Consider the following 21,889-nt stretch of genomic DNA (forward strand, 5'->3'; position numbering starts at 1 on the left):
CGGCCCGGCGCACCGCGGACGGGCAGTGCGGCAGCCCCCGGGTGATCACCGCCGGACGGCGGCGACGATACTGGTCCGCGCAGGTACCCCCGCCCCCAGATGGACTCATGCCGACCTCTTACACCGACCGCCCCCCGATTCCGCCCACGGTGTGGCATGCGCGCGGCCGCCACGTCGGATCCGACGCGGAGGACGTCCTGCTGCGCACCCTGCGGGAACGCAAGGGCAGCGGTGCCGTCGACGACTTCCGGGAGCCGTCGCCGGAGGACGATCCCGCGGCCGCGCGGGTCTTCGAGGCACGCTGGAAGGCCCCCGGGGACGTCACCGTGCGGGCCCGGCTGGCGCTGGCGCCCGGCTCGGCCGGCGGGCGGGAGTGGACGCTGATCGCGGAGGCCGAACAACCCTGGGACCTGGCGTGGCCGTCCCCCGCCGCGAAGTTCTGGCCCGACGACCCCGACGTTCCCTGGGATCGCGACGCCGCCACGGGCCTGCGGATGCGCGGGCTCAACGCGCTGCCCGAGGACGACAAGGCGGTACGGCGGCTGCTGCGGGACGCCGCGCGTCACTCCTGGCAGATCCATGTCGTGGTGCACGAGGCGATGACCCCGGACCACCGCGGCCGGGTGCCGCTGGCCGACCGGCTGCCGCCGGGCCTGCGGCACCGGGTGGTCGAGCACCGCGCCGCACCGCAGCAGCTGCGGGTGGTGAACTGGGCGCTTCAGCACCACGGCGTCCAGGTGCCGCGCGGCGGTGCCGTACTGCTGCCCGGCACACCGGGGCCCGCCGACCGCGACCCGGAGAGCCTCTCGGTGCGCTCCGTCTTCCTCGACGGCTCCGAGCCGACCGAACTGATCGCGGCGGTGACGGCGTTCGCCGAGCTGCCCGGGCCGCTGCCGGAGGGTGCCGAGGAGGCCCTCACCGCGCTGCGCGAGGAGTGGCGGCTGCTGACCCTGGAGGAGGAGCTGGCCCGCGAGCGGCGGCTGGTGGCCATGTACGCCGAGGCGCTCCGGGCGATGACGGAGTCCCGTGACCTGTACCGGGAGGCCGCCGAACGCGCCAACGAGGCGCTGGCCGCCTACCGGGAGGCCGCCGCGGCAGGCGGTGCGGGCGCGCAGCCGCCCGCGGTGCCGCGCGTGCCGTCCCCGCTGCGCGGCCTCACCCGCACGCTGGAGCGGCTCAAGGGCACGGGAGCGGGCCCGGCGAAGTCCGGCGACTGACGGGCGGCACGCCCGCCGGCCGCGCGGACACCGGTCAGCCGAACAGCGGGAACCGGTCGGCGTCCGCGCCGAGCGCGCGTCGTTCGGCCCCGGTCAGCGGCGCCCGGCCGGTGGCGGCACGGGCGTAGTGCTCGTCGCTCCAGTCCAGCGGCACGGGGCGGCCGAGGAGGCCGTCCAGGGTGTCCCGGACCACGGCCAGGCCGGCCGGTGCCGGGCCGGGCGCGGCGGGCAGCCCGACGGTGAGGTCGAGGTGGTGCACGGCGGCCTCGACGGCCAGGGTGAGCATCAGGTCGCCGGCCGTCAGGGCGTGGCCCTGGGTGGCCACGACGCGCTCGGGCGGGGTCGCCGCGACGGCCGTCACCGCGGCCGCCGCGGTCTCCAGGTACAGCGCGCGCAGCTGCCCGAAGTCGAGGAACATGCTCGCCGCCACACGGTTCCAGCGCCGCCCGTGCGCGGCCCCGGTGCCGTCCGGCCGCCAGTCCCGCCAGTAGGTGACGGCGTCCCGGTCGGGCGGGCCGGCGGCCGGGGTGTGCAGGGCGACCAGGGCCCGCTGGGCGTCGCCGAGCAGATGGAACACCAGGTCGCGCACGGCCCACCCGGTGCAGCCGGTCGGCCGCCAGGACTCCTCGTCCCCGAGGGGGCGGACGGTACCGGCGAGGGCGGCGTAGGTCTCGCCCAGCGTTCGGGACGGGTGCGTGGCCTTCTCCGTTTCCGCGCTCATCCGGCCAGCCTACGGAGGCCGGGCCGACCCGACGTGTCACCCGGCGGAAGCTGGATACGCGGACGGGACAGCACGGCCCGTCCCGGAAGGTCATCGACGCCATGGACAGCCAGCACCCCTCCGCGGTCTCCGCCGCGCACCGCTCGGACACCACGCTCCGGGTCAACGGCAAACCGCACACCCTCACCGTCGACCACCGCCGCGTCCTGCTCGACCTCCTGCGGGAGGATCTCGGGCTGACGGGCGCCAAGAAGGGCTGCGACCACGGGCAGTGCGGCGCCTGTACGGTCCTGGTGGACGGGCGGCGCGTCAACAGCTGCCTGCTGTTCGCCGTGGCACTCGACGGCTCGGAGGTCACGACCGTCGAAGGGCTCGCCGGTGACGGCGAGGAGCTGCACCCGGTGCAGCGGGCGTTCCTGGAGCGGGACGCCTTCCAGTGCGGCTACTGCACCCCCGGCCAGATCTGCTCCGCGGTCGGCGTGCTCGCCGAGGCCGCGGCCGGTCATCCGTCCCACGTCACCGACCCGGCGACACCCTCCGGTGAGCCGGTGCCGCTGGGCCGGGAGGAGATCCGGGAGCGGATGAGCGGCAACCTGTGCCGCTGCGGGGCCTATCCACGGATCGCCGACGCGGTGGAGGACGTGGTCTGAGTGAAGCCCTTCGCCTACGTACGGGCCGGCAGCGTCGAGGAGGCCACCGACGCGTTCGCCGCCCACCCCGGCGCCCGCTACCTCGGCGGCGGCACCAACCTCGTCGACCTGATGAAGCTCGGCGTCGAGACGCCCGCCGCACTCGTCGACGTCACCGCCCTCCCGCTGAACGCGGTGGAGGAACGGCCCGACGGCGCGCTGCGGATCGGGGCGATGGTCCGCAACGGCGACCTCGCCGCGCACCCGGTCGTCCGGGACCGCTACCCCGCGCTGTCGCAGGCGCTGCTCGCCGGCGCCTCGGGGCAGTTGCGGAACGCGGCCACCACCGGCGGCAACCTGCTGCAGCGCACCCGCTGCCCCTACTTCCAGGACCTGTCCAAACCCTGCAACAAACGGGAACCGGGCACCGGCTGCGGCGCGCTGGAGGGCGTGCACCGCGACCACGCGGTGCTCGGCCACTCCGAGCACTGCATCGCCACCCACCCGTCGGACATGGCGGTGGCGCTCGCCGCCCTGGACGCCCGCGTCGAACTGCACGGCCCGGAGGGCGCCCGGAGCATCCCCGCCGCCGACTTCCACCGGCTGCCCGGGGTGCGTCCGGAGCGGGACACCGAGATCCGCCCCGGCGAGCTGATCACCGGGGTGGTGCTCCCGGCGGCCACGGGCGGACTGCCGTCGGTGTACCGCAAGGCCCGGGACCGGGCGTCGTACGCCTTCGCCCTGGCCTCCGTCGCCGCCGTGCTGCACGTCTCGGACGGTGTCGTGGACCGCGTCGGCCTCGCCTTCGGGGCGCTGGCGCACCGGCCGTGGCGGGCCCGCCGCGCCGAGGAGGCGCTCATGGGCGTGGCCCCCACGGCGGCGGCGTTCGAGCACGCCGTCGACCTGGAGCTGGCGCAGGCCGAGCCGCTGCGGGACAACGCCTACAAGGTGCCGCTGGCCCGGCGCCTGGCCCTGGACGTCCTGGGCCGGCTCGCGTCCCCCGCCCTGACCTGACCCGGCGTCCACGAGGAGAAGCTCCATGACCGGCATCCAGACCGGCACCGCGACCGCCCTGGGCGCTCCCGCCGAGCGCCGCGAGGGCCGGGAGAAGGTCACCGGCACCGCCCGGTACGCCGCCGAGTTCGACGCCACCGGCCGCGCCCACGCCTGGCCCGTACCGGCGACGGTCGCCCGGGGCCGGGTGACCGGCGTCGAGGCCGGGCCGGCGCTCGCCGTGCCCGGCGTCCTGGCGGTGATCACCCATGAGAACGCGCCGCGGCTCGCGGAGCCGGAGGACCCGGTGCTGGCCGTGCTGCAGAGCCCGGCCGTGCCGCACCGGGGCTGGATCGTGGCCCTGGTGGTGGCCGAGACGCTGGAGGCGGCCCGGGACGGCGCCGCCGCTCTCCGCGTCGGCTACGCCGCCGAGAACCACGACGTGACGCTCACCCCGTCGCATCCGGGGCTGTACGTGCCCGACGACGCCAACGGCGGCAATCCGGCGGTGCGGGAGCGCGGCGATCCGGACGGCGCCTTCGACTCCGCCGAGGTCCGGGTCGACGTCGAGTACCGGGTGCCGCCGCTGCACAACCACCCGATGGAGCCGCACGCCAGTACCGCGTGGTGGGACGGCGACCGGCTCACCGTGCACACCTCCAGCCAGGGCACCAACGCGGTGCGCGAGGCCCTCGCCGGGATGTTCGGGCTGCCCGAGGAACAGGTGTCGGTGGCCGCCCAGCACGTGGGCGGCGGCTTCGGCGCCAAGGGCACGCCCCGCCCCGACGCGGTCCTCGCGGCGCTGGCCGCACGGCACGCGGGGCGCCCGGTCACGCTGGCCTTCCCGCGCCGCCTGCTGCCGCAGGTGGTCGGGCACCGCGCCCCCACCCTGCACCGGCTCCGCCTCGGCGCGGACGGCGACGGGCGGCTCACGTGCCTCGTGCACGAGGTGGTGACGCACACCTCCCGGGTGAAGGAGTTCGTGGAGCAGGCCGCCGTGCCCGCGCGCGTGATGTACGCGGCGCCGCACAGCCGCACCGGGCACCGGGTCGCCCGGCTCGACGTGCCCACGCCGTCCTGGATGCGCGCCCCGGGCGAGGCGCCCGGCATGTACGCGCTGGAGTCCGCCGTGGACGAACTGGCGTCCGAACTGGGCATGGACCCCATCGAGTTGCGCATCCGCAACGAACCGGAGACGGAGCCGGACAGCGGTCTGCCGTTCAGCAGCAGGCACGTCGTGGAGTGTCTGCGCGAGGGCGCGCGCCGCTTCGGCTGGTCCGACCGCGACCCCCGCCCGGGCGCGCGCACCGCGGGACCGCTGCTGATCGGCTCGGGCGTGGCCGCCGCGACGTACCCCGTGCTGGTGGCGCCGTCCACGGCGGCGGTGCGCGCCCTGCCCGACGGCGGTTTCCTGGTGCGGACCAACGCCACCGACATCGGCACCGGGGCGCGGACGGTGCTCGCGCAGATCGCCGCCGACGCCCTCGGTGTGCCGCCGGAGCGGGTCCGCACCGAGGTGGGCAGCAGCGATCTGCCGGCCGCACCGCTGGCCGGCGGCTCCTCCGGCACCGCCTCCTGGGGCTGGGCGGTCCACGAGGCCTGCGCCCGGCTGGCGGAGCGGCTGGCACAGCACTCCGGTCCGCTGCCGGAGGGCGGGGTCGAGGCGAGCGCCGACACGACCGGAGAGGCCGACGCCGAGAGCCCCTGGGCCCGGCACGCCTTCGGCGCGCACTTCGCGGAGGTCACGGTCGACACGGTCACCGGCGAGGTACGGGTGCGGCGGCTGCTGGGCGTCTACGCCGCCGGACGCATCCTCAACGCCCGTACCGCGCGCTCCCAGTTCATCGGCGGCATGACCATGGGACTGGGCATGGCGCTGACCGAGGACAGCACCATGGACGCCGCGTTCGGCGACTTCACCGAGGCCGACCTGGCGTCGTACCACGTGCCCGCGCACGCCGACGTCCTGGACGTGCAGGCGCACTGGGTGACCGAGGACGATCCGCACCTCAACCCCATGGGCAGCAAGGGAATCGGCGAGATCGGCATCGTGGGTACGGCGGCGGCCATCGGCAACGCCGTCCACCACGCCACGGGCATCCGCTTCCGCGAACTCCCGCTCACCCCGGACCGGGTGCTCACCGGACTGCTCGCCCATGAGCACCCGCCGGGCACCTTCGGCGTCTGACGGGGCCGCCTTCGGCGTCTGACGGGGCCGCCTTCGGCGTCTGCCCCGGCACGACCGCGCCCGGACCGATCCGGCGGTGGCCGGAGCGGTCCGGGCGGCGGGCTGGTGGGTGTGCGGCCCGGTCAGTCCGCCGGCCTGCTCGTCCCGGCCGCCGGGCGGGGCTGCCAGCGTCCCGCGGCGGCCTGCGACGCGACGCGGACGCACAGCGCCGTCAGTGCTACCAGGGACGCTCCCACGGCCACCGCGACGGCGACCCAGGCCGGTGCCAGCGTCAGCTCCGTCACCCGGGACAGCCTTGCCGACGGGGTCGCGCTGCCGTACAGCCTGGCCGCGGCCAGCCCCGCCGGCGCCACCACCGCCGCGGCGAGCACCGGCACGGCGGGCCGCACCGTCAGCAGCAGGGCGAGGACCAGGCAGAGCGCCGACAGGCCGAGGGCGACGGCGTATACGCGGACGGACGCGCCGTCCGGCCGGGGCGGGAAGAAGGCCACTCCGCAACCGGCGAGCGCCGCGACGGCGAGCCAGGCCGGCCAGGCCACGGCCCGTGCGGCGGCCGGCCGCCGGGCCTCTCGCCGCACGTCGTGCCGTTCGTCCCGCGGCGCCTCCTGCCGGGGGTCGCGCGGCGCGTCCCGTCGCTGGTCGTGCCGGGCGTCCTGCCGGGCGGCGCGGACCCGCCGCGGTGTCCGGCGGCGTTCACGGCCGGACCGGCCGGCGCCCACGAGCGCGCCGGTCAGCCCGCCCGACCGGGCCGGCGGCTCCGGCCGGTCCGGGTCGCCGTCCTCCGCGAAGGTCCGCGGCTCCTCGTCCGGCCGGTCCGCGTGCTCCCGCCGCTCCTCGGCGAGCCGGCCGATGAGCTGCACCAGTTCCTCGACGGGGCGTCCGGTGGCGGCGGCGCGCACCGCCTCCTGCCCGCAGTGCGGTTCCAGGGGGGTGCGGTGCAGCAGCGCCATCAGCCGGGTCACGTCCTCCACCGACCGGCACTCGGCCGCGGCGCGGAGCGCCTCGTCGGCGCTGTCGGGGTGCCGGGGCGGCCGGGTGAGCAGGCCGACCAGCCGGGTGACGTCCTCCACGGACCGGTTGACGCCGACCGCCCGCAGCGCGTCGACCGTCGCCTCCGCGTACTCGGGCGACTGCTCCAGCATGGTGATCAGGGCGACGACCTCTTCCAGCGGCCGGTCGGCCACGGCGGCCCGGACCAGGTCGCCGACCGGGTCGCCGTACGCCGCCGCGTCCCGGTGGGCGGGGGGATCCTCGTCGTGGGCCGGTTCGGCGCGCTCCGGGCCCCGCTCGGCGGCGGGCCGGGGGCCCGGGCCGGCGTCTGGCCGGGGGCCGGGGTCGGCGGCGGGCCGGGGGCCGGGGTCGGCGGCGGGCCGGGGGCCGGGGTCGGCGGGCCCGGGACCGGGATCGGCGGGCCGGGGGCCGGGGTCGGCTCCCGGCGGATGCATCGTGTGGGTGCCGGTGGCTGTGGTGGTCTCGGCGGTCGGCAGGTCCACGGGGGCTATGGCGAACTCGTTCGAACGCGATGTTGAAGAGCCGGTGGTCATGGTCTGCTCCGTGTGTGGGGGGTGCGGCCGCTCCTGCGTCCCCGACGTGCGACACGCGACTTCGTGCTGACCATTACTAAGCGCCCGGGTCCCGGCCTGCCACTCGGACGGTCCACAGGGATGAGTCGCCCGCCCGGGAGCCATATGTGTGCCTCAAACGGGAATCTCGTAAAGGACGCGTGCCCGACGGCACACACCGGAAGGAGGGGCGGGTGGACACGACCACAGCGCTGATCGTCGCGGCGGTGTCGCTGGCGGCGGTCGTGCTCGCTCTGGCGGTCGCCGTCCTGGTGCGGCTGGTCCGGACCCGGCGGGACCTCAGGCGGGCCGGGCTGCCGACCGGACCGCGCTGGGTCTTCTGGGGGGCCGTCCTCTATCTCGTCCTGCCGGCCGACCTGGTGCCCGATCCGGTGTACCTGGACGACGTCGGCGCACTCCTCCTCGCTCTGCGCGGCATGCGCGGCTCCCTCGGCGAGCGGGGGCGGCGCACCGCGCCACTGCGGCCGGACCACGAACCCACGGCATGACGGCATGTCATTACGCGGCGTAGTACTACGGAGCGTAAGGAAACCATTCACCCGTTCGATTCGTATAAGTCTCTGGGAGCCGAAGGAAGTCGGCGGACCAGGCGACGGCGCAGCTGGACCATCGCTTGATCGGCGAGCACCGACGAGGGAGAGACGATGCAACCGTTCGCGCTCAACTACGCACGTCCCGCAGCGGAGTTGGAAGCGGCCACTCCGTACGTCTACGACTCCGGGCTGCAGTTGAACGTACTCCTCGACGGCCGGGTGGCGGCCCGCGACCACACCCTGCTCAGGGAGCTGGGGACCACGACCTCCACGGCGGGCTCGAAGACTCACTTCGACGACTGAACGCGGACCGCCGACGATGACGGTGTTGATCCTGACCTGTGAAGAGGACGTCACCGCGGACATGGTGGTGGTGCACCTCAACGAATCGGGGGTTCCGGTGGTCCGGCTGGATCCGGCCGACCTGACCGGTTCCGTGGCCCTCTCCGGGGAATACGTGCACGGCTCCTTCCGCGGCCATCTGTCGTCCGGGGGGCGGCTGGTGAGCATCGGCTGCCTGCGGTCGGTCTGGGTGCGCCGGCCGGGCACCCCGGCCACGCGGGCGGCCGAGCCGTCCGCGTGGCTGACGGAGGAGTCCGCCCAGGCGCTCTACGGCATGCTGCGCGGCTCGGGGGCCCGCTGGATGAACCATCCGGACGCGGCCCGCCGGGCCCGCCACAAACCCTGGCAGCTGAGGCTGGCGCAGAGCTGCGGCCTGCCGGTGCCTGCCACGCTGATCACCACGTTCCCGCGGGCGGCGCGGGAGTTCGCGGAGCGGTATCCGGACCTGGTGGTCAAGCCGGTCTCGGGCGCCCACCCCCAGGACCCGCCCCTGGCGGTGCCGGCCAGCCGGGTTCCGCCGGAGGCGGACTTCTCCGCCGTCGCCTTCGGGCCCACGCTGCTGCAGCGCCGGGTGCCCAAGCATGCCGACATCCGGCTCACCGCCGTCGGCGACCGGCTGCTGGCCGCCCGCAAGGCGACCGCCGCGGACGCGGACCCCGACGAGGTGGACGTCCGGTTCACCACGTCCCCGGAGCCCTGGCGCCCCGTCGACGTGCCGCCCCGCGTCGCCTCGGCCGTCCGGGAGTACCTCCGTGCGGCCGGACTCGCCTACGGCGCCTTCGACTTCGCCGAGGACCGCGACGGCACCTGGTGGTTCCTGGAGTGCAACCAGTCGGGGCAGTTCGGCTTCGTGGAGGTGGACACGGGCCAGCCGATCGCCCGCACCATTGCCCAGTGGCTGGCCCGGCCGGAGGCGCCGGAGCCGGTGCGCCTGGGCTGCGCCGACAGGGCGGTCGGCTGACCGGTGGCGGGGCCGGCCCGGTCAGTTCGGGCGGGGGCCGGGCAGCATGGCGGTACGCTGCCAGCCGTTGCCGGGAGACGGCGGGCGTTCGCCGCCGGGCGAGTGCAGCGGGCGCATGACGACCTCCAGTTCCCGGCTCACGCGCTCGGCTTCCCGGCGCACCTGCGCGGGGACGTCACCGCATTCGGCGACCAGTCGGTCGTAGATGGGGGAATCCTGGAACACCCGTCAACGTGCCTTTCGTGTCGTCAGCCCCTGTGTGCGAGGGCCGACTGAGCAGTCTAGGGGTCCGCCGGCCCGGTGGGGGGGGCGTTCCGTCCAGAGCGGGGTGACAGGCGCTCAGGCTCCGGTGGTGGAACCCGGCCGCACGATCATCAGGACGGTGACCGTCGCCCAGAGCAGGTTGAACACCCCGGTGAACATGGCGAGCCGGACGGTGCCGGCGCGTTCGACGGGCTTGCGCTCGGTCAGCTGGTCCAGCAGCTCCCCCTGGTGGGGCAGGACGAAGGCGATGAGGACGCCCGCGGCCGCGGCCGTCAGCGTCATGGAGACGATGAGCCAGGCGTCGCCCAGGACGCCCATGGCGAGCGCGGTGGCGAGACCGAGCACCGGAACCGCGACGCCGAGGCCCGCGTAGACCCGGCAGATGCGGTGCAGCAGCCGCACCGTGCCCACCGCGCTGCCGGTGCCGTCCGTACCCGCGCCGGGCAGGGCCGCCCGGCGGGCCGCCGGCGGGAACATGCTCGCCGCGACGGTGACGGGTCCGACGGCGATGATGGCGGCCAGGACGTGCAGGGACAGCAGGATCTTCGTCATCGGTCGGGGCTCCGGAGGCAGCAGGGGCGTCGGGGATCGGACACCACGCTAGGAATCCTCCGCAAGATCGCACAGAGGCTGAAACGACAGCCTCCAACGGATTCTCGCCAACGCTCCCACCTGGGACGCGTCCCCGGCCCACGGTCCTCCTCCAGCTCCCGCACCCGGCGTGATCCCGCTTATGGTGGCGGACATGCACACCGTGGCGATCCTGGTCCTCGACGACGTGGTGCCCTTCGACATGGCGGCACCCCTGCAGACCTTCGACTGGACACGGCTGCCCGACGGACGCCGGCCGTACCGGGTCCGGCTGTGCGCAGAGTCACCGGAGGTGCGCACGTCGGGGCTGGGCCTGCGGATCGACCGGGGGCTCGAGGCGCTCGAGGACGCCGACACGATCATCGTCCCGGGCCGCTCCGAGGAGTCCGGGCCGCCCTCCGGCCGGGTGCTGGCCGCCCTGCGCCGCGCGGCCGGGGCCGGTACCCGGATCGCCTCCGTGTGCGTGGGCGCCTTCGTCCTCGCGGAGGCCGGGCTGCTGGACGGGCTGCGCGCCACCACGCACTGGATGGCGACGGAGGAGCTGGCCCGCCGCTACCCGCGCGTCGAGGTCCAGCCGGACGTGCTGTACGTGGACAACGGCCAGATCCTCACCTCGGCGGGTGCCGCCGCCGGGCTGGACATGTGCCTGCACATGATCCGGCGCGACCTGGGTTCCGCGGTCGCCGCGCACGCCGCCCGGATGTGCGTCATGCCGCTGGAACGGGAGGGCGGTCAGGCCCAGTTCATCGTGCACGAGCATCCGCCCGTGCCGCGCGGCTCGGATCTGGAGCCCGTGCTGGAGTGGATCGAGGACAACCTGGCCCGGGATATCACGCTCGCGGCGATGGCGGAGCGCTCGGGCATGAGCGAGCGCACCTTCAGCCGCCGGTTCCGCGAGCAGACCGGCACCACACCGTTGCAGTGGGTGCTCCGGGCCCGGGTGCGGCGGGCGCAGTACCTGCTGGAGAACAGCGACCACCCGGTCGAACGGATCGCCCGGCAGGCGGGGTTCGGTTCCCCGACCGCGCTCCGGGAGCGGTTCCGCCGGGTGGTCGGCACCACGCCGCACGCCTACCGCGCGGCGTTCCACAGCAGGCCGGCCTCCCTGGCGGACCGCTCCGAGGACAGGCCCTGACGGATCAGACGGCCAGCGACAGGTCGCTCTCGCCGTCCTGGCCCGTCGGCTCGGCGGCGTTCTTGCGCCCCTTGGCGAGCAGCAGGGCGTCCGCTCGCTCCACCGCGTCGTGGATGCTGGTCGTTCCCATCATCACGCACAAGGTGTAGCTGACGTCCGCCAGCTCGCGCGCCGTCGCCGGCCTCTCCCGTTCCGCCTGAGCGATCCGCAGTGACGCGTAGCGCGTCAGCAACTCCCTGACGACCTTCGGGTCCGGTACGAGCACGAAGCGCCCCTCTCTCGATTTTCGCTGCGTATGCCCGGACCCGGTCGAAACATTCGCACCTTGCACATGCCTGGGCGCAATTGACGAGAAATAGTCGCTTACTGACCTGCCGATGACCGGAACGGGCGGCAATTCGGGCGAAACGTTACGGCAGCGCCCGGGCGGCCCGCGTCCGGTTCCGTGCCGGCGGGCGCGGGCCTACTCCCCCAGCGTCCGGGCCAGTTCGGTGCTGGCGCGGGCGATCTCGGTGTCGTCCTCGGCCAGCAGCCGCCGCAGGTCCTCGCGCCGGGCACGGACGGCCTGACGCGCCGCGCGCTCCCACACCACGGGGTTCTCGCGGTGATTGAGCAGCTTGGGATAGACGGCGGCGGTGCTCTCCCACTGCCGGGCGTCGGCGATGCTCCTGAGCAGCTGGATGATCTGCGCCCGGCAGCTGACCTCGGGGCGCTGGGCCAGCTCCCACAGGAAGGGGACGGTGGCCGCGGTGGCCTGCTCGACGACGAAGCCGTACTGGCAGATGCGGCGGCGCAGCTCACCGAGGGCCGTCCGGGCGGTGTCGGGGTCGCCCCAGGCGACGCTGTGCAGAAGCCGCGGGATGGCCGCGGCGGAGCCGCTGGAGTCCTGGATCTCGCGCCAGGGAACCTGGTCGAGCCCGACGAGGGGGGCGGTCCGGGCGTGACCGGTCGGCGGCGTGCGACGGTCGGCGCGCGGCGTGCTCGGCTGCTGGGTCGGAGCGGTGCGCATGGGGGGGCCTTTCCGCGGCAGTCGGATCAGGTGAGGGGGCGGGTCGACAACTTGGCCCAGACGGTCTTGCCTGCGGGGGGTCTCGGAGTCCAGCCCCACTCGTCCGCCAGGGCGTCGACGATGCACAGTCCGCGGCCGTGCTCCCGCAGGGAGGCGCCGCCGGACGGTGCGTACACGGGCGCGTCGTCCCCGGGGTCGGAGACGGTCAGCGTCAGGAAACCGGGGTCCAGGGTGAGCCCGAGCCCGATCTCGTTCGTTCCGGCCGCCGTCGGCACCGCGTGCGCCACGGCGTTCGAGGCCAGCTCGGTGATGACGAGGACGGCGTCGTCGCAGCGGTGGTCGAGCGCCCAGCCGCGCAGGGTGTCGCGGGTGAACGCCCGCGCCCGGGCGAAGCCCTCCGCGCTGCACGTGACGCGGAGCACGGCCGGTACGGGCCCGTCGCCGGAGGGCCGGCGACGCTCCTGTGCTGCGGACCGCGGGCGGTCGGCCGGAACGGTGGCCGGTCGCGCCGTGCGCGGAAGCAGGTCGTACCGGCTCACCCCGCCTGCCGTCGAGGCTGGTTCGCTCCGCGGGCGGAGCGTTCGGTGCGCGGGTGATGACACGGCATCTCCTCGATGCGACGTCAGGTCGGGGCGTCTCCCGGGGGGTTGACGCCGCGGCTATTATCCACGCTGACGGCGCTCGCGTGCAATTGCACGAGAAATTGCGCAGAAAATCGGCTGGAAGCGCGTGCGGGCCGGCAGGGCGGGTAACGCTTCCCCGAAACAGGCAAGGAGACTGTGGTGCCACCAGTGCGGAACGGAGTACGGGCCAGTTCGCTGGACGCCCGCTGGACGAAGAGCCGGCACAGCAACGCCGAGGGCAACTGCGTCGAGGTCGCCCCGGTGGACGGGGGCATCGCGATGCGCAACTCCCGCGATCCGGACGGACCGGCGCTGGTGTACACCTCGGCCGAGGTGGCGGCCTTCCTGGCCGGGGCCAAGGACGGGGAGTTCGACCACCTGCTGTGACCGCCCGGCCGGGGAGGTGCGGACCGGGCGGTGAACTGCCCGATGCGGCCGCAAGGATGCGGCGCGGCGGATCGGGTGAGATAGTGTATGTCTCAAGTCTGCCGGTCTGCTGGGAGTCAGGATGTCCGCCGCGTCGCACCGCCTCTCCCGTCTCGAACCCTATCTGGACCGGCCCGAGCCGGCTCCGACCCTGCTGAAGATGCTCGTCGGCGTGCAGCTGGCGGGTTTCCGTGAGGACGCCGGCCTGTCGCAGGACCAGGCGGCCCGCGAGCTGGGTTTCAGCGCGGCGAAGCTGTCCCGTATCGAGGCGGGCAAGGGCCGCAGGCCTCCGGCGGAGACCGACGTCCGTGCGCTGCTGCGGCTGTACGGCACGGACGACTACGAGGTCTCGGTGCTGCTCAAGCTGCTGAAGCGGGCCGGTGAGCCGGGCTGGTGGCAGCGGTACGACAAGCGGCTGATGCCGGAGTGGTTCGACCGGCTGGTCGGGCTCCAGGAGGCCGCCGCGACCATCCGGACGTTCGAGATCCAGTACGTTCCCGGGCTGCTGCAGACCCCGGAGTACACCCGTGCCGTGGTCCGGCGCGGCCTGCCGAACGCGCCCGCCGGTGAGGTGGAGCGCCGGGTCGAGCTGCGGATGCGCCGGGCGCGGCTGCTGGAGCGCGTGGACGCGCCGCAGCTGTGGGCGGTCATCGACGAGTCGGTGCTGCTGCGCGTCCTGGGCAGTCGCGAGGTGATGCGCGAGCAGCTGGCCCATCTGGTGGCGATGGCCGAACGGTCCCATGTGTCCCTGCAGATCGTGCCGTTGGACGTGACGAACGCGTCGGCACCCGCGATCCCGGTGACCTACCTGCGCTTCTGGGGAGCCGACCTGCCCGATGTGGTCTATCTGGAGCACATCAAGAGCGCGAACTTCCTCGAGGACCGCGACGAGACCGAGGAGTACCGCGTCGCGCTGGACCGGCTGGCCGACGAGGCGCTGACGCCGCGCGAGTCGCTGGAACTGCTGCGCAAGACGATGGACGACCGCTACCCGGCGGTCTGAGAGACGGCGGTCCGAGAAGACACGAGAAGCGGCTACCGGGCCGCGCGCTCCGCGGTGACGGTGCCCGCGGCCCGAGCCGTTGCGGACGGCCCGAGCCGTTGCGGGCGAGTCCGGTCAGACGATGCGTCCGACGCCGCCGAACTCGATCCACTCCTGGGTGACCTGCCGGGGCGCCACCTCGCTGTCCGGGCGCCAGGTGGAGACCTCCACCAGACCGGGCTCGAGGATCTCCATGCCCTCGAACCACTCCGCGACGTCCTTCTCCTCGCGGACCCGGCCCCAGTGACCCTGTGTCGCCTGGTCCATGAAGTTGGTGACGAACTCGCGGACCTCGGGATCACCACTGACGAGCTGGCACATCACCGCGTAGCTGCCGGGTACGAGCCGCTCGGTCACCCGGCGGACGACGGCCATCGGTCCGTCGGTGTCGCTGTCCGGGATGCAGTGGAAGACCGAGTTGAACAGCACGGCCACCGGCTCCGAGAAGTCGATCAGGCGCTGGGTGTCCGGGTGGGAGAAGATCTCCTCCGTCGAGCGCATGTCCGCGTGGATGACCGCCGTCCGGTCGTTCTGGTCGAGCAGCGCACGGCCGTGGACCAGCACCATCGGGTCGTTGTCGACGTAGACGACGCGGGACTCCGGCTCGATGCGCTGGGCGACCTGGTGCACGTTGTCCTGCGTGGGCAGGCCGGAGCCGTGGTCGAGGAACTGGCGGATGCCGTAGTCCTCGCTGAGGGTCCTGACCACCCGGTTCAGGAAGCGCCGGTTGTTCAGGGCCAGCGCGCGGGTGCTGGGCACGACCTTGTCGAGTTCCGCGACCGCCGCCCGGTCGGCCGCGTAGTTGTCCTTGCCGCCCAGGTAGTAGTCGTACATACGAGCGGCTGTCGGCACATTGGCATTGATCTCCGTGGACAGCTGCTTGTCGGCTTGCATCTTTCCCCCAGCTCCGTACGGCGCCAACTGCACTGACTGCACAGAGAGTACAGCGTGAGGAACGTCTCGTTCACCGGAACCGCAAGACGTCCCGCGGACGGGGACGGACCGGCGGTCCGACGGCCGGGTCGCCGTCGAGCCGCCGGTCCGGCTGCCGCGTCGGTCCCCGGTCAGTCGCGCGACCTCAGGTACTCCTCGGCGCCGGGCACTTCCTGGGCGTCCTCCGCGACCACCAGGCCGCCGACGGCCTTCTTGTCGGGCTTGAGCACGTAGGACGACGTGCTGGCGGGGCGGGAGACGTCGGTGAAGTCCTGCGGGGTGCCGAGGCCGGTGTCGGCGTCGTCCTGCGAGCGGTGCGCCTTGACCAGGTCCTCCCGGGTCAGGCTGCCCAGCGCGCAGGCCTTCTTCAGGTCGTCGCCCATCACCTGGGCGGCGTTGTATCCGGAGAGCACGCCGGAGTCGACCGGGGAGTCGGGGTACTTCTTCTGGTACGCCGCGACCATCCGCTCGACGCCCGGGATGTCCGCGCTGACCGCCGGGGCGGCGCTGACCACGTGCAGCATGGCCTGGAGGGCTCCCGCCGCGGGCGTCTCCATCAGCTGCGGGGCGTAGCCCGGGGCACTGCTGACGACCGGCACCTTCAGGCCGCGGGAGGCGGCGACGCCGACGAGGGAGGCGGTCTGCGCGGGGCCGGCGCTGATCAGGATCGCCTTCACGCCGGCCTGGCGGAGGGCGGACACCTGGGCGGACAGGTCGGTGTCCGTGGCCTTGATCTTCTGGCCGACCACCGTCATCCCGGCCCGCTTCGCGGCCCACTGGGAGCCCTCGAGGGCGTTGGTGCCGTAGTCGCCCTCGAAGTAGACGTGGCCGATCTTGTCGCCCTTGGCGAGCTTCTTGGTCCGGGTGAGGAAGTCGACCGCGGCGATCATGTCGATGTCGTACGTGGTGCCGAGGACCTGGACGGGGTCCTTGCCCAGCAGGGAGGCGGCCCAGGCCTGCGGGAAGGTCAGGACCTGGTCCCGCTCGATGTCGTCGAGCAGGGCCGCGACCACCGGCGAGCCGATGACCTGGGGCATCGCGACGACGTCCGGGGAGATGTCGGCGTAGGCGGTGACCGCCTTCTGCACGTCGTAGCCGTGGTCCTTGACCACGATCTCGACCTTGCGCTCGCAGATGCCGCCCTTGGCGTTGACCTCGTCGGCCCACATCTGCTGGGCCTGCACGATGCTCTTGCCGAGGGTGGCGTAGGGGCCGGTCAGGTCGGTCAGCGCGCCGAGCTTGATCGTCTCGGCGCTGACACCGGGGCCGGTCTTGAGGCCGTCGGCGCCGTCGCCGCCACTGCCGTCGTCCCCCTTGGAGCTGCATCCGGTGCCCGCGAGCAGTACGGCGGCCAGTGCCGCGGCCAGGGCGGTGCGGGTGGTGCGGGGCCTGGGGTGGTGCGTGAGGTTCACGGGGTGTGCTCCTTGGTTCGTACGGCGGTGGCGGGTGGCCGGACCGAAGTCGCGGTGTCGGAGGGGCCGGTAGGGGTGCGTCGGCGCCTGAGGCGGGCGCGGAGACGGCGGGCGAGACCGTGCAGGCCGTCGGGGGCGTACAGCAGGATCACGACGATCGCGGCGCCGTAGAGGTAACGGGCGGCCTCGGTGGGGCCGATCGAGCCGTCGCCGGAGCCCGGGGCGGCGACCAGCGGCAGCTGGTCGGCGTAGCGGGTCATGAGCAGGGGCAGCGCGGTGACGAAGACGGCGCCGGCGGTGGCACCGGCCACGGAGCCGAGGCCGCCGATCACGATCATGGCGAGGTAGTCGACGGAGAGGGCGAGGGAGAAGTAGTCGGGCACCACGCGGCGGAAGGACAGGGCGAGGAGGACCCCGGCGAGTCCGGCGTACATCGAGGAGACGACGAACGCGGCGGAGCGGTAGCGGGCCACGTGCACGCCCATCACGGACGCGGCCGTCTCGCTGTCGCGCAGCGCCGCGAGGGCGCGGCCGGGGCGACCGCGCAGCAGGCCGCGCGCGGTGAACCAGGTGAGGGCGAACAGGGCCAGGCCCAGGTACCACAGGCGTTCCTCGGCGCCGAACGGGACGCCCAGGACGGTGAGTTCGGGGTCGCTCTGGGCGAAGGTGAAGCCGCCGATCTCCAGCGGCGGGACGGAGCGTCCGTTGAAGCCGCCGGTGACGGAGTCCGCGGTGAGCAGGATGTGGTGGCCGAGGAAGACGAGGGCGAGGGTGGCGACGCCCAGGTAGATGCCCTTGACCCGGCCGGCGACGGGGCTGAACAGGCCGCCGGCGGCGCCGGCGAGCAGGACGGCCAGGAGGACGGCGACGGCGGGCGGCAGGCCCGGCCCGGGTTCGCCGGCCAGCCACACGTAGCCGTAGGCGCCGACGGCGAGGAAGAAGGCGTGGCCGAGGGAGAGCTGACCGGCGGTGCCGCTGAGCAGGGCGAGTCCGACGGCGCCGATGGCGGCGGCCATGGCGAACAGGCCGATGCGCAGCCAGAAGGCGTCGAGGTAGAAGGGCAGCGCGCACAGCAGGAGGACGGGCAGCAGGAGGGCGGCTCGCTTGCGCAGGTCAGACACGGGCCGCTCCCTTCGCCGCGAACAGCCCGGCGGGGCGCACCAGGAGGACGAGGACCATCACGGCGTAGGGGGCGACGTCGCCGAAGCCCTCGCCGAGGACGTGCAGGTCGGACTGGTAGCCGGCGACGAAGGCCTCGGTGAGGCCGATCAGCATGCTGCCGACCAGGGCGCCGACCGGGGAGGCCATGCCGCCGAGGATGGCGGCCGGGAAGGCCTTGAGGGCGATCTGTCCGGTGGTGCGTTCCAGGCCGGGGGCGGGGAAGGCGACCAGGAAGATCGCGGCCAGTGCGGCGAGGCCGCCGGCCAGGCACCAGGCGAGGGTGCGCACCCGGGTCAGCCGTACGCCCATGAGGGCGGCGGCCTCGCCGTCCTCGGCCGCCGCCCTGAGCGACAGGCCCCAGGGGGTGAACCGGAAGAGGGCGAAGGCGCCGGCGATGGCCGCGCCGGAGACGAGGATGGCGGCGATGCGGCTGTCGGCGACGGTCACCGGTCCCATGTCGGTGACCGCGTCGCCCCAGGGGTCGCCGGTCGAGAGCAGGTCGCCGCCGATGCGCCGGGCCAGGTCGGTGACGAGGACGATGTCGATGCCGATGGTGACGATGGTCTGCACATGGGCGGCGTGGGCGTCGGTCCCGATCCGCTGGAGGACCAGCCGGTCCAGGGCTCCGGCCACCAGGGCGGTGACGACGATCGCGAGCGCCAGGGCGCCGGCGAAGCCGAGGTCGTCGTGGAGGACGGCGACCAGGTAGCCGCCGAGCAGCAGCAGGGAGCCGTGGGTGAAGCTGAGGACGCCGGAGGCCTTGAAGATGGTGACGAAGCCGAGGGCGATCAGGGCGTAGACCGAGCCGAGGGCCAGGCCGTTGACGAGGCTGTCGAGCACACCGGTCATGCCGCCTCCTCCCCCGTGCCGTCGGTGCCGAGGTAGGCGCGCAGCACCTCGGGGTCGCGGCGGACCTCGTCGGGGGTGCCGTGGGCGATGACCTTGCCGAAGTCGAGGACGGTGACCTCGTCGGCGAGCCGCATGACCAGGCCCATGTCGTGCTCCACCAGCAGCACGGTGAGGCCGAGTTCGGCACGGACGTGCCGGACCACCTCGGCGGTGCGGGCGCGTTCGGCGGCGTTCATGCCGGCCACGGGTTCGTCGAGCAGCAGCACGGTGGGCTCCAGGCAGAGGGCGCGGGCGAGTTCGACCCGCTTGCGGTCGCCGTAGGACAGCAGGGCGACGGGGGTGTCGAAGTGGCTGCCGAGGCCGGTGAGTTCGGCGATCTCGCGGGCCTCGGCGAGGTGTCGGCGCTGTTCGCGCACGGCGCGCGGCAGGCGCAGGGCGCTGGCGGCGAAGCCCGCGCGGGACAGGGCGTGACGGCCGAGCATCAGGTTGTCGGCGACCGTGCCCTGGGTGGTGACGATGTTCTGGAAGGTGCGGGCGACGCCGAGGGCGGCGATCCGGTGCGGGGCGAGCCGGGTCAGGTCGGCCTGGCCGAACCGGACGGCGCCCCGGGTGGGCCGGTACAGGCCGGACAGGACGTTGAAGCAGGTGGACTTGCCGGCTCCGTTGGGGCCGATGACGGCGTGCACCGTGCCGGGGGTGACGGTGAAGGAGACGTCGTCGAGGGCGGTGAGCCCGGCGAAGCGCACGGTGACGTCACGGACCTCGAGTGGGTGCGGGGCGGCGGTACGGGTGGTCACGCGGCCCCCTGACCGTCGGCGGACTCGTCGGCGGCCTCGCCGAGGTAGAGGCGGCGCACGGCGTCGGTGCGGGCGAGTTCGCCGGCGGGACCGGACAGCCGGATCTCGCCGACGTCCAGGACGTACGCCCGGTCGGCGAGCGACAGCGCCATGCCGGCGTTCTGCTCCACCAGCAGGACGGCGGTGCCCTGGGCGTTGATCTCGCGGACCACCTCGGCGATCCGCTGCACCATCAGGGGGGCGAGTCCGAGGGAGGGCTCGTCCAGCAGGAGCAGGCGCGGGTGGGCCATCAGGGCCCGGCCGATGGCCAGCATCTGCTGTTCCCCGCCGGAGAGCAGGCCCGCGGCCTGGCCGGTGCGTTCGGCGAGCCGGGGAAAGAGGGCGAAGACGCGGTCCCGGGCCGCACGGACCTGGGCGGGGGCGCGGCGGGACAGGCCGAGCCCGCCGGCCTTGAGGTTCTCGTCGACGCTGAGCCCGGCGAAGACCCGCCGGCCCTCGGGCACCTGGACGACGCCGGCGCGTACGGCGGCCACCGGGTCGCGGCCGTCGAGGACCGTGTCGCCGTAGCGGACACGGCCGGCCGTGATGGCGCCGTGGTGCAGTCGCAGCGTGCCGGACACGGCCCGCAGCAGCGTCGTCTTGCCGGCGCCGTTGGCACCGAGCAGGGCGACGACGCCGCCGGGCGGGACGGTCAGCGACACGGAGCGGAGGGCGGACAGGGCGCGGCCGTACGTCACGTCGAGTTCCTCGACGTGCAGCGCGGGCGCCCCGCCCGGTGGTGCTTCGGGCATTGCGGCTCCTTGGCACCGTGCCGGACCGGCACGGCTTCGGGGGTCGTTCGGGCGTTCGACGAAGGAACGCCGCTCACGACAGCACGGCCGCCGGTGCCGGTACAGCGCCCGGACCGGGGACGCTGCGGCGTCCCAGTCCCGGGCGGGTCAGTCTGTGCGGGTGCCCAGCCCGCCCCTGCCCGGAGCCGGAGCCCGTGCCGGCGCCGGTACCGTCAGTCGCGCAGCAGCGTGCGGGCGGTCAGGGCGAGGCTGACCTCGACGACGTCGGACGGGCGGGCCAGGGAGCGCCCGGTGAGCTGCTCGCAGCGGCGCAGCCGGTTCAGGACGGTGTTGCGGTGGCAGTAGAGGCGCTCCCCGGCCCGCTGGGCGGAGCCGTCGCAGGCGAGCCAGGTGGTGAGGGTGTCGAGCAGCACCTCGCGGTCGGCGGGTTCCAGGCGCAGCAGGGGTCCGAGGACCTTCTCGGCGAGCGCGCGGCCGAGTTCGGGGCTGGAGACGACCAGCGCGGCGGGCAGGTGGTCGGCCAGGCGGACGGTGCCGCCGCCGGCGGGGCAGATGTTCAGCGCGGTGTCGGCGAGCCGGCGGGCCTCACCCACGGAGGCCAGCCCGTCGACGGGGCTGCCGATGCCGATACGGACGCCGGAGGCCGGGCCGTCCGGCCGCGGGTCCGGCTCGGGCAGCCCGCCCTGTCCCACGAGGACGATGCCGTGGTCCACGTCGACGCCGGTGTGCCAGTAGACGCGCAAGGCGTCGGGTACGGCCGCGGCGCGGGCGGTGGTGCACCGCGCGGGGTGTCCGCCGGCCACGGCGACGACCACGTACCGGCCATGTTCGGGCAGGTCGAGGGCCTGCGCGGCCTCGGGCAGGTCGGCGATGCGGCTGGTGCCGTCGAGCAGGGCGGCGGCCAGCAGCCGGGCCCGGTTCTCGCGGCGCCGGTTCAGCTGCCACTCGACCTGCCGGTAGGCGTCGGCGACGAGGGTGCAGTGCTCGTCGACGAAGTTCCACACGTCGGCCGCCACGTGCACCAGCAGGCGGACGTCCTCGGGGGCGGTGCGGGAGGTCTCCTCGACGAGGCGCTGCCACACCAGGGAGCCGCCCAGCCGGAAGGCGTGCAGCAGGGCGTCCAGCGGCAGTCCCTGTTCGGCGCGGGTGGCCCCGATCCGCCAGGAGCAGCGGCGGGCGGCGTCCCGGGTGCCGCGCGGGTCGATCAGTGAGGTGACGCTGTGCCGCAGCGAGCGGTGCACCTCCTGCCAGATGCCGGTGGGGTCGCCCGCGACTGCCGTGCGGTAGGCGGGCTCCTGCTCCTGCAGGATGGCCACCAGCCCGTCGGTCAGATCGGGCAGGTCGTCGAGGAGCACACCGGCGGCCCGGTGCAGGACGCGCAGCGCGTCGGCGTCGATCAGCGACCGGACGCGCGGTGTCCGCGGGCGCGGAACCGGCGTGGGTCCGGTGCGGATGGCGGCTCGGGACCGTATGGCGTGGTGCGTCGCGGCGGCGTGGTGCATCGCGGCCCTCCCCCAGGCTCGGGCTTCCGGCGGCGGGACGGCCCGGGGCATGCCGCCCCGCGCCGTGCCACCCCTGACTCGTCCTGCCCGAAGGATGGCATACCGTCCGGTCGGTCCCTAGGCCTTGGCGGCAAATTCTGGTCGATCCGCCCGGCGGACCGGGCCGGCTGCGGGCGGCCGTCGCCCA

Annotated in this window: 24 protein-coding genes; 10 read left to right on the forward strand and 14 right to left on the reverse strand. The window is 74.3% G+C overall.

Annotation, left to right across the window (positions count from 1 at the left end):
- Positions 1 to 107 precede the first annotated feature (107 nt).
- On the forward strand, positions 108 to 1,217 hold the full coding sequence (locus tag ACLGIH_RS02795; RefSeq protein ID WP_416523599.1) for a hypothetical protein: 1,110 nt from the start codon (positions 108 to 110) through the stop codon (positions 1,215 to 1,217).
- A gap of 34 nt (positions 1,218 to 1,251) precedes the next feature.
- Here ACLGIH_RS02795 and ACLGIH_RS02800 read toward each other — a convergent pair whose 3' ends face one another.
- Complete coding sequence (locus tag ACLGIH_RS02800; RefSeq protein ID WP_416523600.1) at positions 1,252 to 1,938, reverse strand: maleylpyruvate isomerase N-terminal domain-containing protein; 687 nt, start codon at positions 1,936 to 1,938, stop codon at positions 1,252 to 1,254.
- 101 nt (positions 1,939 to 2,039) lie between these two features.
- On the opposite strand from ACLGIH_RS02800, the gene ACLGIH_RS02805 reads away from it, so the two are divergent.
- Genes ACLGIH_RS02805 through ACLGIH_RS02815 form a run of 3 tightly spaced genes read left to right on the forward strand, consistent with a single transcriptional unit; the run spans position 2,040 to position 5,748 of the window.
- Entirely contained in the window at positions 2,040 to 2,588 is a 549-nt protein-coding gene (locus ACLGIH_RS02805) for a (2Fe-2S)-binding protein (protein WP_416523601.1), read from the forward strand.
- The gene (locus ACLGIH_RS02810) at positions 2,589 to 3,581 is read left to right on the forward strand and encodes an FAD binding domain-containing protein (protein WP_416523602.1); all 993 of its coding nucleotides are present in this window, start codon (positions 2,589 to 2,591) and stop codon (positions 3,579 to 3,581) included.
- Between the two features lie 25 nt (positions 3,582 to 3,606).
- Positions 3,607 to 5,748, forward strand: a complete 2,142-nt coding sequence (locus tag ACLGIH_RS02815) for a xanthine dehydrogenase family protein molybdopterin-binding subunit (RefSeq protein WP_416523603.1) — start codon at positions 3,607 to 3,609, stop codon at positions 5,746 to 5,748.
- A 122-nt stretch (positions 5,749 to 5,870) separates the two neighbouring features.
- On the opposite strand, the gene ACLGIH_RS02820 is transcribed toward ACLGIH_RS02815, so the two are convergent.
- Positions 5,871 to 7,292 carry a hypothetical protein gene (locus ACLGIH_RS02820; RefSeq protein ID WP_416523604.1) on the reverse strand — a complete coding sequence of 474 codons (1,422 nt, stop codon included), beginning with the start codon at positions 7,290 to 7,292 and terminating at the stop codon, positions 5,871 to 5,873.
- 212 nt (positions 7,293 to 7,504) lie between these two features.
- On the opposite strand from ACLGIH_RS02820, the gene ACLGIH_RS02825 reads away from it, so the two are divergent.
- The 3 genes from ACLGIH_RS02825 to tgmB all read left to right on the forward strand — a co-directional run bounded on the left by ACLGIH_RS02825 (position 7,505) and on the right by tgmB (position 9,167).
- Positions 7,505 to 7,819 (forward strand): YkvA family protein, encoded by a 315-nt coding sequence (locus ACLGIH_RS02825; RefSeq protein WP_416523605.1) that lies wholly within the window; start codon positions 7,505 to 7,507, stop codon positions 7,817 to 7,819.
- Between the two features lie 156 nt (positions 7,820 to 7,975).
- Entirely contained in the window at positions 7,976 to 8,167 is a 192-nt protein-coding gene (tgmA, locus tag ACLGIH_RS02830) for a putative ATP-grasp-modified RiPP (RefSeq protein WP_416523606.1), read from the forward strand.
- A 16-nt stretch (positions 8,168 to 8,183) separates the two neighbouring features.
- The gene (gene tgmB, locus ACLGIH_RS02835; RefSeq protein ID WP_416523607.1) at positions 8,184 to 9,167 is read left to right on the forward strand and encodes an ATP-grasp ribosomal peptide maturase; all 984 of its coding nucleotides are present in this window, start codon (positions 8,184 to 8,186) and stop codon (positions 9,165 to 9,167) included.
- A 21-nt stretch (positions 9,168 to 9,188) separates the two neighbouring features.
- Here the strand turns inward: tgmB and ACLGIH_RS02840 are convergent, their stop codons facing one another.
- Both ACLGIH_RS02840 and ACLGIH_RS02845 read right to left on the reverse strand, forming a co-directional pair.
- Positions 9,189 to 9,392 carry a hypothetical protein gene (locus ACLGIH_RS02840; RefSeq protein WP_416523608.1) on the reverse strand — a complete coding sequence of 68 codons (204 nt, stop codon included), beginning with the start codon at positions 9,390 to 9,392 and terminating at the stop codon, positions 9,189 to 9,191.
- A 114-nt stretch (positions 9,393 to 9,506) separates the two neighbouring features.
- Positions 9,507 to 9,983 carry a hypothetical protein gene (locus ACLGIH_RS02845; RefSeq protein ID WP_416523609.1) on the reverse strand — a complete coding sequence of 159 codons (477 nt, stop codon included), beginning with the start codon at positions 9,981 to 9,983 and terminating at the stop codon, positions 9,507 to 9,509.
- A gap of 193 nt (positions 9,984 to 10,176) precedes the next feature.
- Between ACLGIH_RS02845 and ACLGIH_RS02850 the strand changes: the two genes are divergently transcribed.
- Entirely contained in the window at positions 10,177 to 11,157 is a 981-nt protein-coding gene (locus ACLGIH_RS02850) for a GlxA family transcriptional regulator (RefSeq protein ID WP_416523610.1), read from the forward strand.
- 4 nt (positions 11,158 to 11,161) lie between these two features.
- Here ACLGIH_RS02850 and ACLGIH_RS02855 read toward each other — a convergent pair whose 3' ends face one another.
- From ACLGIH_RS02855 to ACLGIH_RS02865, 3 genes are all read right to left on the reverse strand, one after another.
- Complete coding sequence (locus tag ACLGIH_RS02855) at positions 11,162 to 11,422, reverse strand: DUF5133 domain-containing protein (protein WP_416523611.1); 261 nt, start codon at positions 11,420 to 11,422, stop codon at positions 11,162 to 11,164.
- 198 nt (positions 11,423 to 11,620) lie between these two features.
- On the reverse strand, positions 11,621 to 12,166 hold the full coding sequence (locus ACLGIH_RS02860) for a hypothetical protein (RefSeq protein WP_416523612.1): 546 nt from the start codon (positions 12,164 to 12,166) through the stop codon (positions 11,621 to 11,623).
- Between the two features lie 26 nt (positions 12,167 to 12,192).
- A complete protein-coding gene (locus tag ACLGIH_RS02865; protein ID WP_416523613.1) occupies positions 12,193 to 12,705 on the reverse strand; it encodes an ATP-binding protein in 513 nt (170 codons plus the stop codon).
- A gap of 243 nt (positions 12,706 to 12,948) precedes the next feature.
- Here ACLGIH_RS02865 and ACLGIH_RS02870 point away from each other — a divergent pair, with 243 nt between their 5' ends.
- Both ACLGIH_RS02870 and ACLGIH_RS02875 read left to right on the forward strand, forming a co-directional pair.
- Positions 12,949 to 13,176: a DUF397 domain-containing protein gene (locus ACLGIH_RS02870; protein WP_416523614.1), complete on the forward strand. Its 228-nt coding sequence runs from the start codon at positions 12,949 to 12,951 to the stop codon at positions 13,174 to 13,176.
- A 121-nt stretch (positions 13,177 to 13,297) separates the two neighbouring features.
- Positions 13,298 to 14,218, forward strand: a complete 921-nt coding sequence (locus ACLGIH_RS02875; protein WP_416523615.1) for a helix-turn-helix domain-containing protein — start codon at positions 13,298 to 13,300, stop codon at positions 14,216 to 14,218.
- Between the two features lie 114 nt (positions 14,219 to 14,332).
- On the opposite strand, the gene ACLGIH_RS02880 is transcribed toward ACLGIH_RS02875, so the two are convergent.
- The 7 genes from ACLGIH_RS02880 to ACLGIH_RS02910 all read right to left on the reverse strand — a co-directional run bounded on the left by ACLGIH_RS02880 (position 14,333) and on the right by ACLGIH_RS02910 (position 21,702).
- Entirely contained in the window at positions 14,333 to 15,151 is an 819-nt protein-coding gene (locus tag ACLGIH_RS02880; RefSeq protein WP_416523616.1) for an SAM-dependent methyltransferase, read from the reverse strand.
- 170 nt (positions 15,152 to 15,321) lie between these two features.
- Positions 15,322 to 16,602 (reverse strand): ABC transporter substrate-binding protein, encoded by a 1,281-nt coding sequence (locus ACLGIH_RS02885; protein WP_416523617.1) that lies wholly within the window; start codon positions 16,600 to 16,602, stop codon positions 15,322 to 15,324.
- On the reverse strand, positions 16,599 to 17,723 hold the full coding sequence (locus ACLGIH_RS02890; RefSeq protein WP_416523618.1) for a branched-chain amino acid ABC transporter permease: 1,125 nt from the start codon (positions 17,721 to 17,723) through the stop codon (positions 16,599 to 16,601). Before ACLGIH_RS02890 ends, ACLGIH_RS02885 begins: the two co-directional genes overlap by 4 nt.
- Positions 17,716 to 18,612 carry a branched-chain amino acid ABC transporter permease gene (locus ACLGIH_RS02895; protein ID WP_416523619.1) on the reverse strand — a complete coding sequence of 299 codons (897 nt, stop codon included), beginning with the start codon at positions 18,610 to 18,612 and terminating at the stop codon, positions 17,716 to 17,718. The genes ACLGIH_RS02890 and ACLGIH_RS02895 overlap by 8 nt, the downstream gene beginning before the upstream one ends.
- Entirely contained in the window at positions 18,609 to 19,409 is an 801-nt protein-coding gene (locus ACLGIH_RS02900; RefSeq protein ID WP_416523620.1) for an ABC transporter ATP-binding protein, read from the reverse strand. Before ACLGIH_RS02900 ends, ACLGIH_RS02895 begins: the two co-directional genes overlap by 4 nt.
- Positions 19,406 to 20,200, reverse strand: coding sequence for an ABC transporter ATP-binding protein (locus ACLGIH_RS02905; RefSeq protein WP_416523621.1), 795 nt, complete (start codon positions 20,198 to 20,200; stop codon positions 19,406 to 19,408). Before ACLGIH_RS02905 ends, ACLGIH_RS02900 begins: the two co-directional genes overlap by 4 nt.
- A gap of 212 nt (positions 20,201 to 20,412) precedes the next feature.
- The gene (locus tag ACLGIH_RS02910; RefSeq protein ID WP_416523622.1) at positions 20,413 to 21,702 is read right to left on the reverse strand and encodes a PucR family transcriptional regulator; all 1,290 of its coding nucleotides are present in this window, start codon (positions 21,700 to 21,702) and stop codon (positions 20,413 to 20,415) included.
- Positions 21,703 to 21,889: the final 187 nt, after the last annotated feature.

Origin of the sequence: Streptomyces hamibioticus (assembly GCF_047946815.1) — a bacterium.
Lineage (GTDB): Bacteria > Actinomycetota > Actinomycetes > Streptomycetales > Streptomycetaceae > Streptomyces.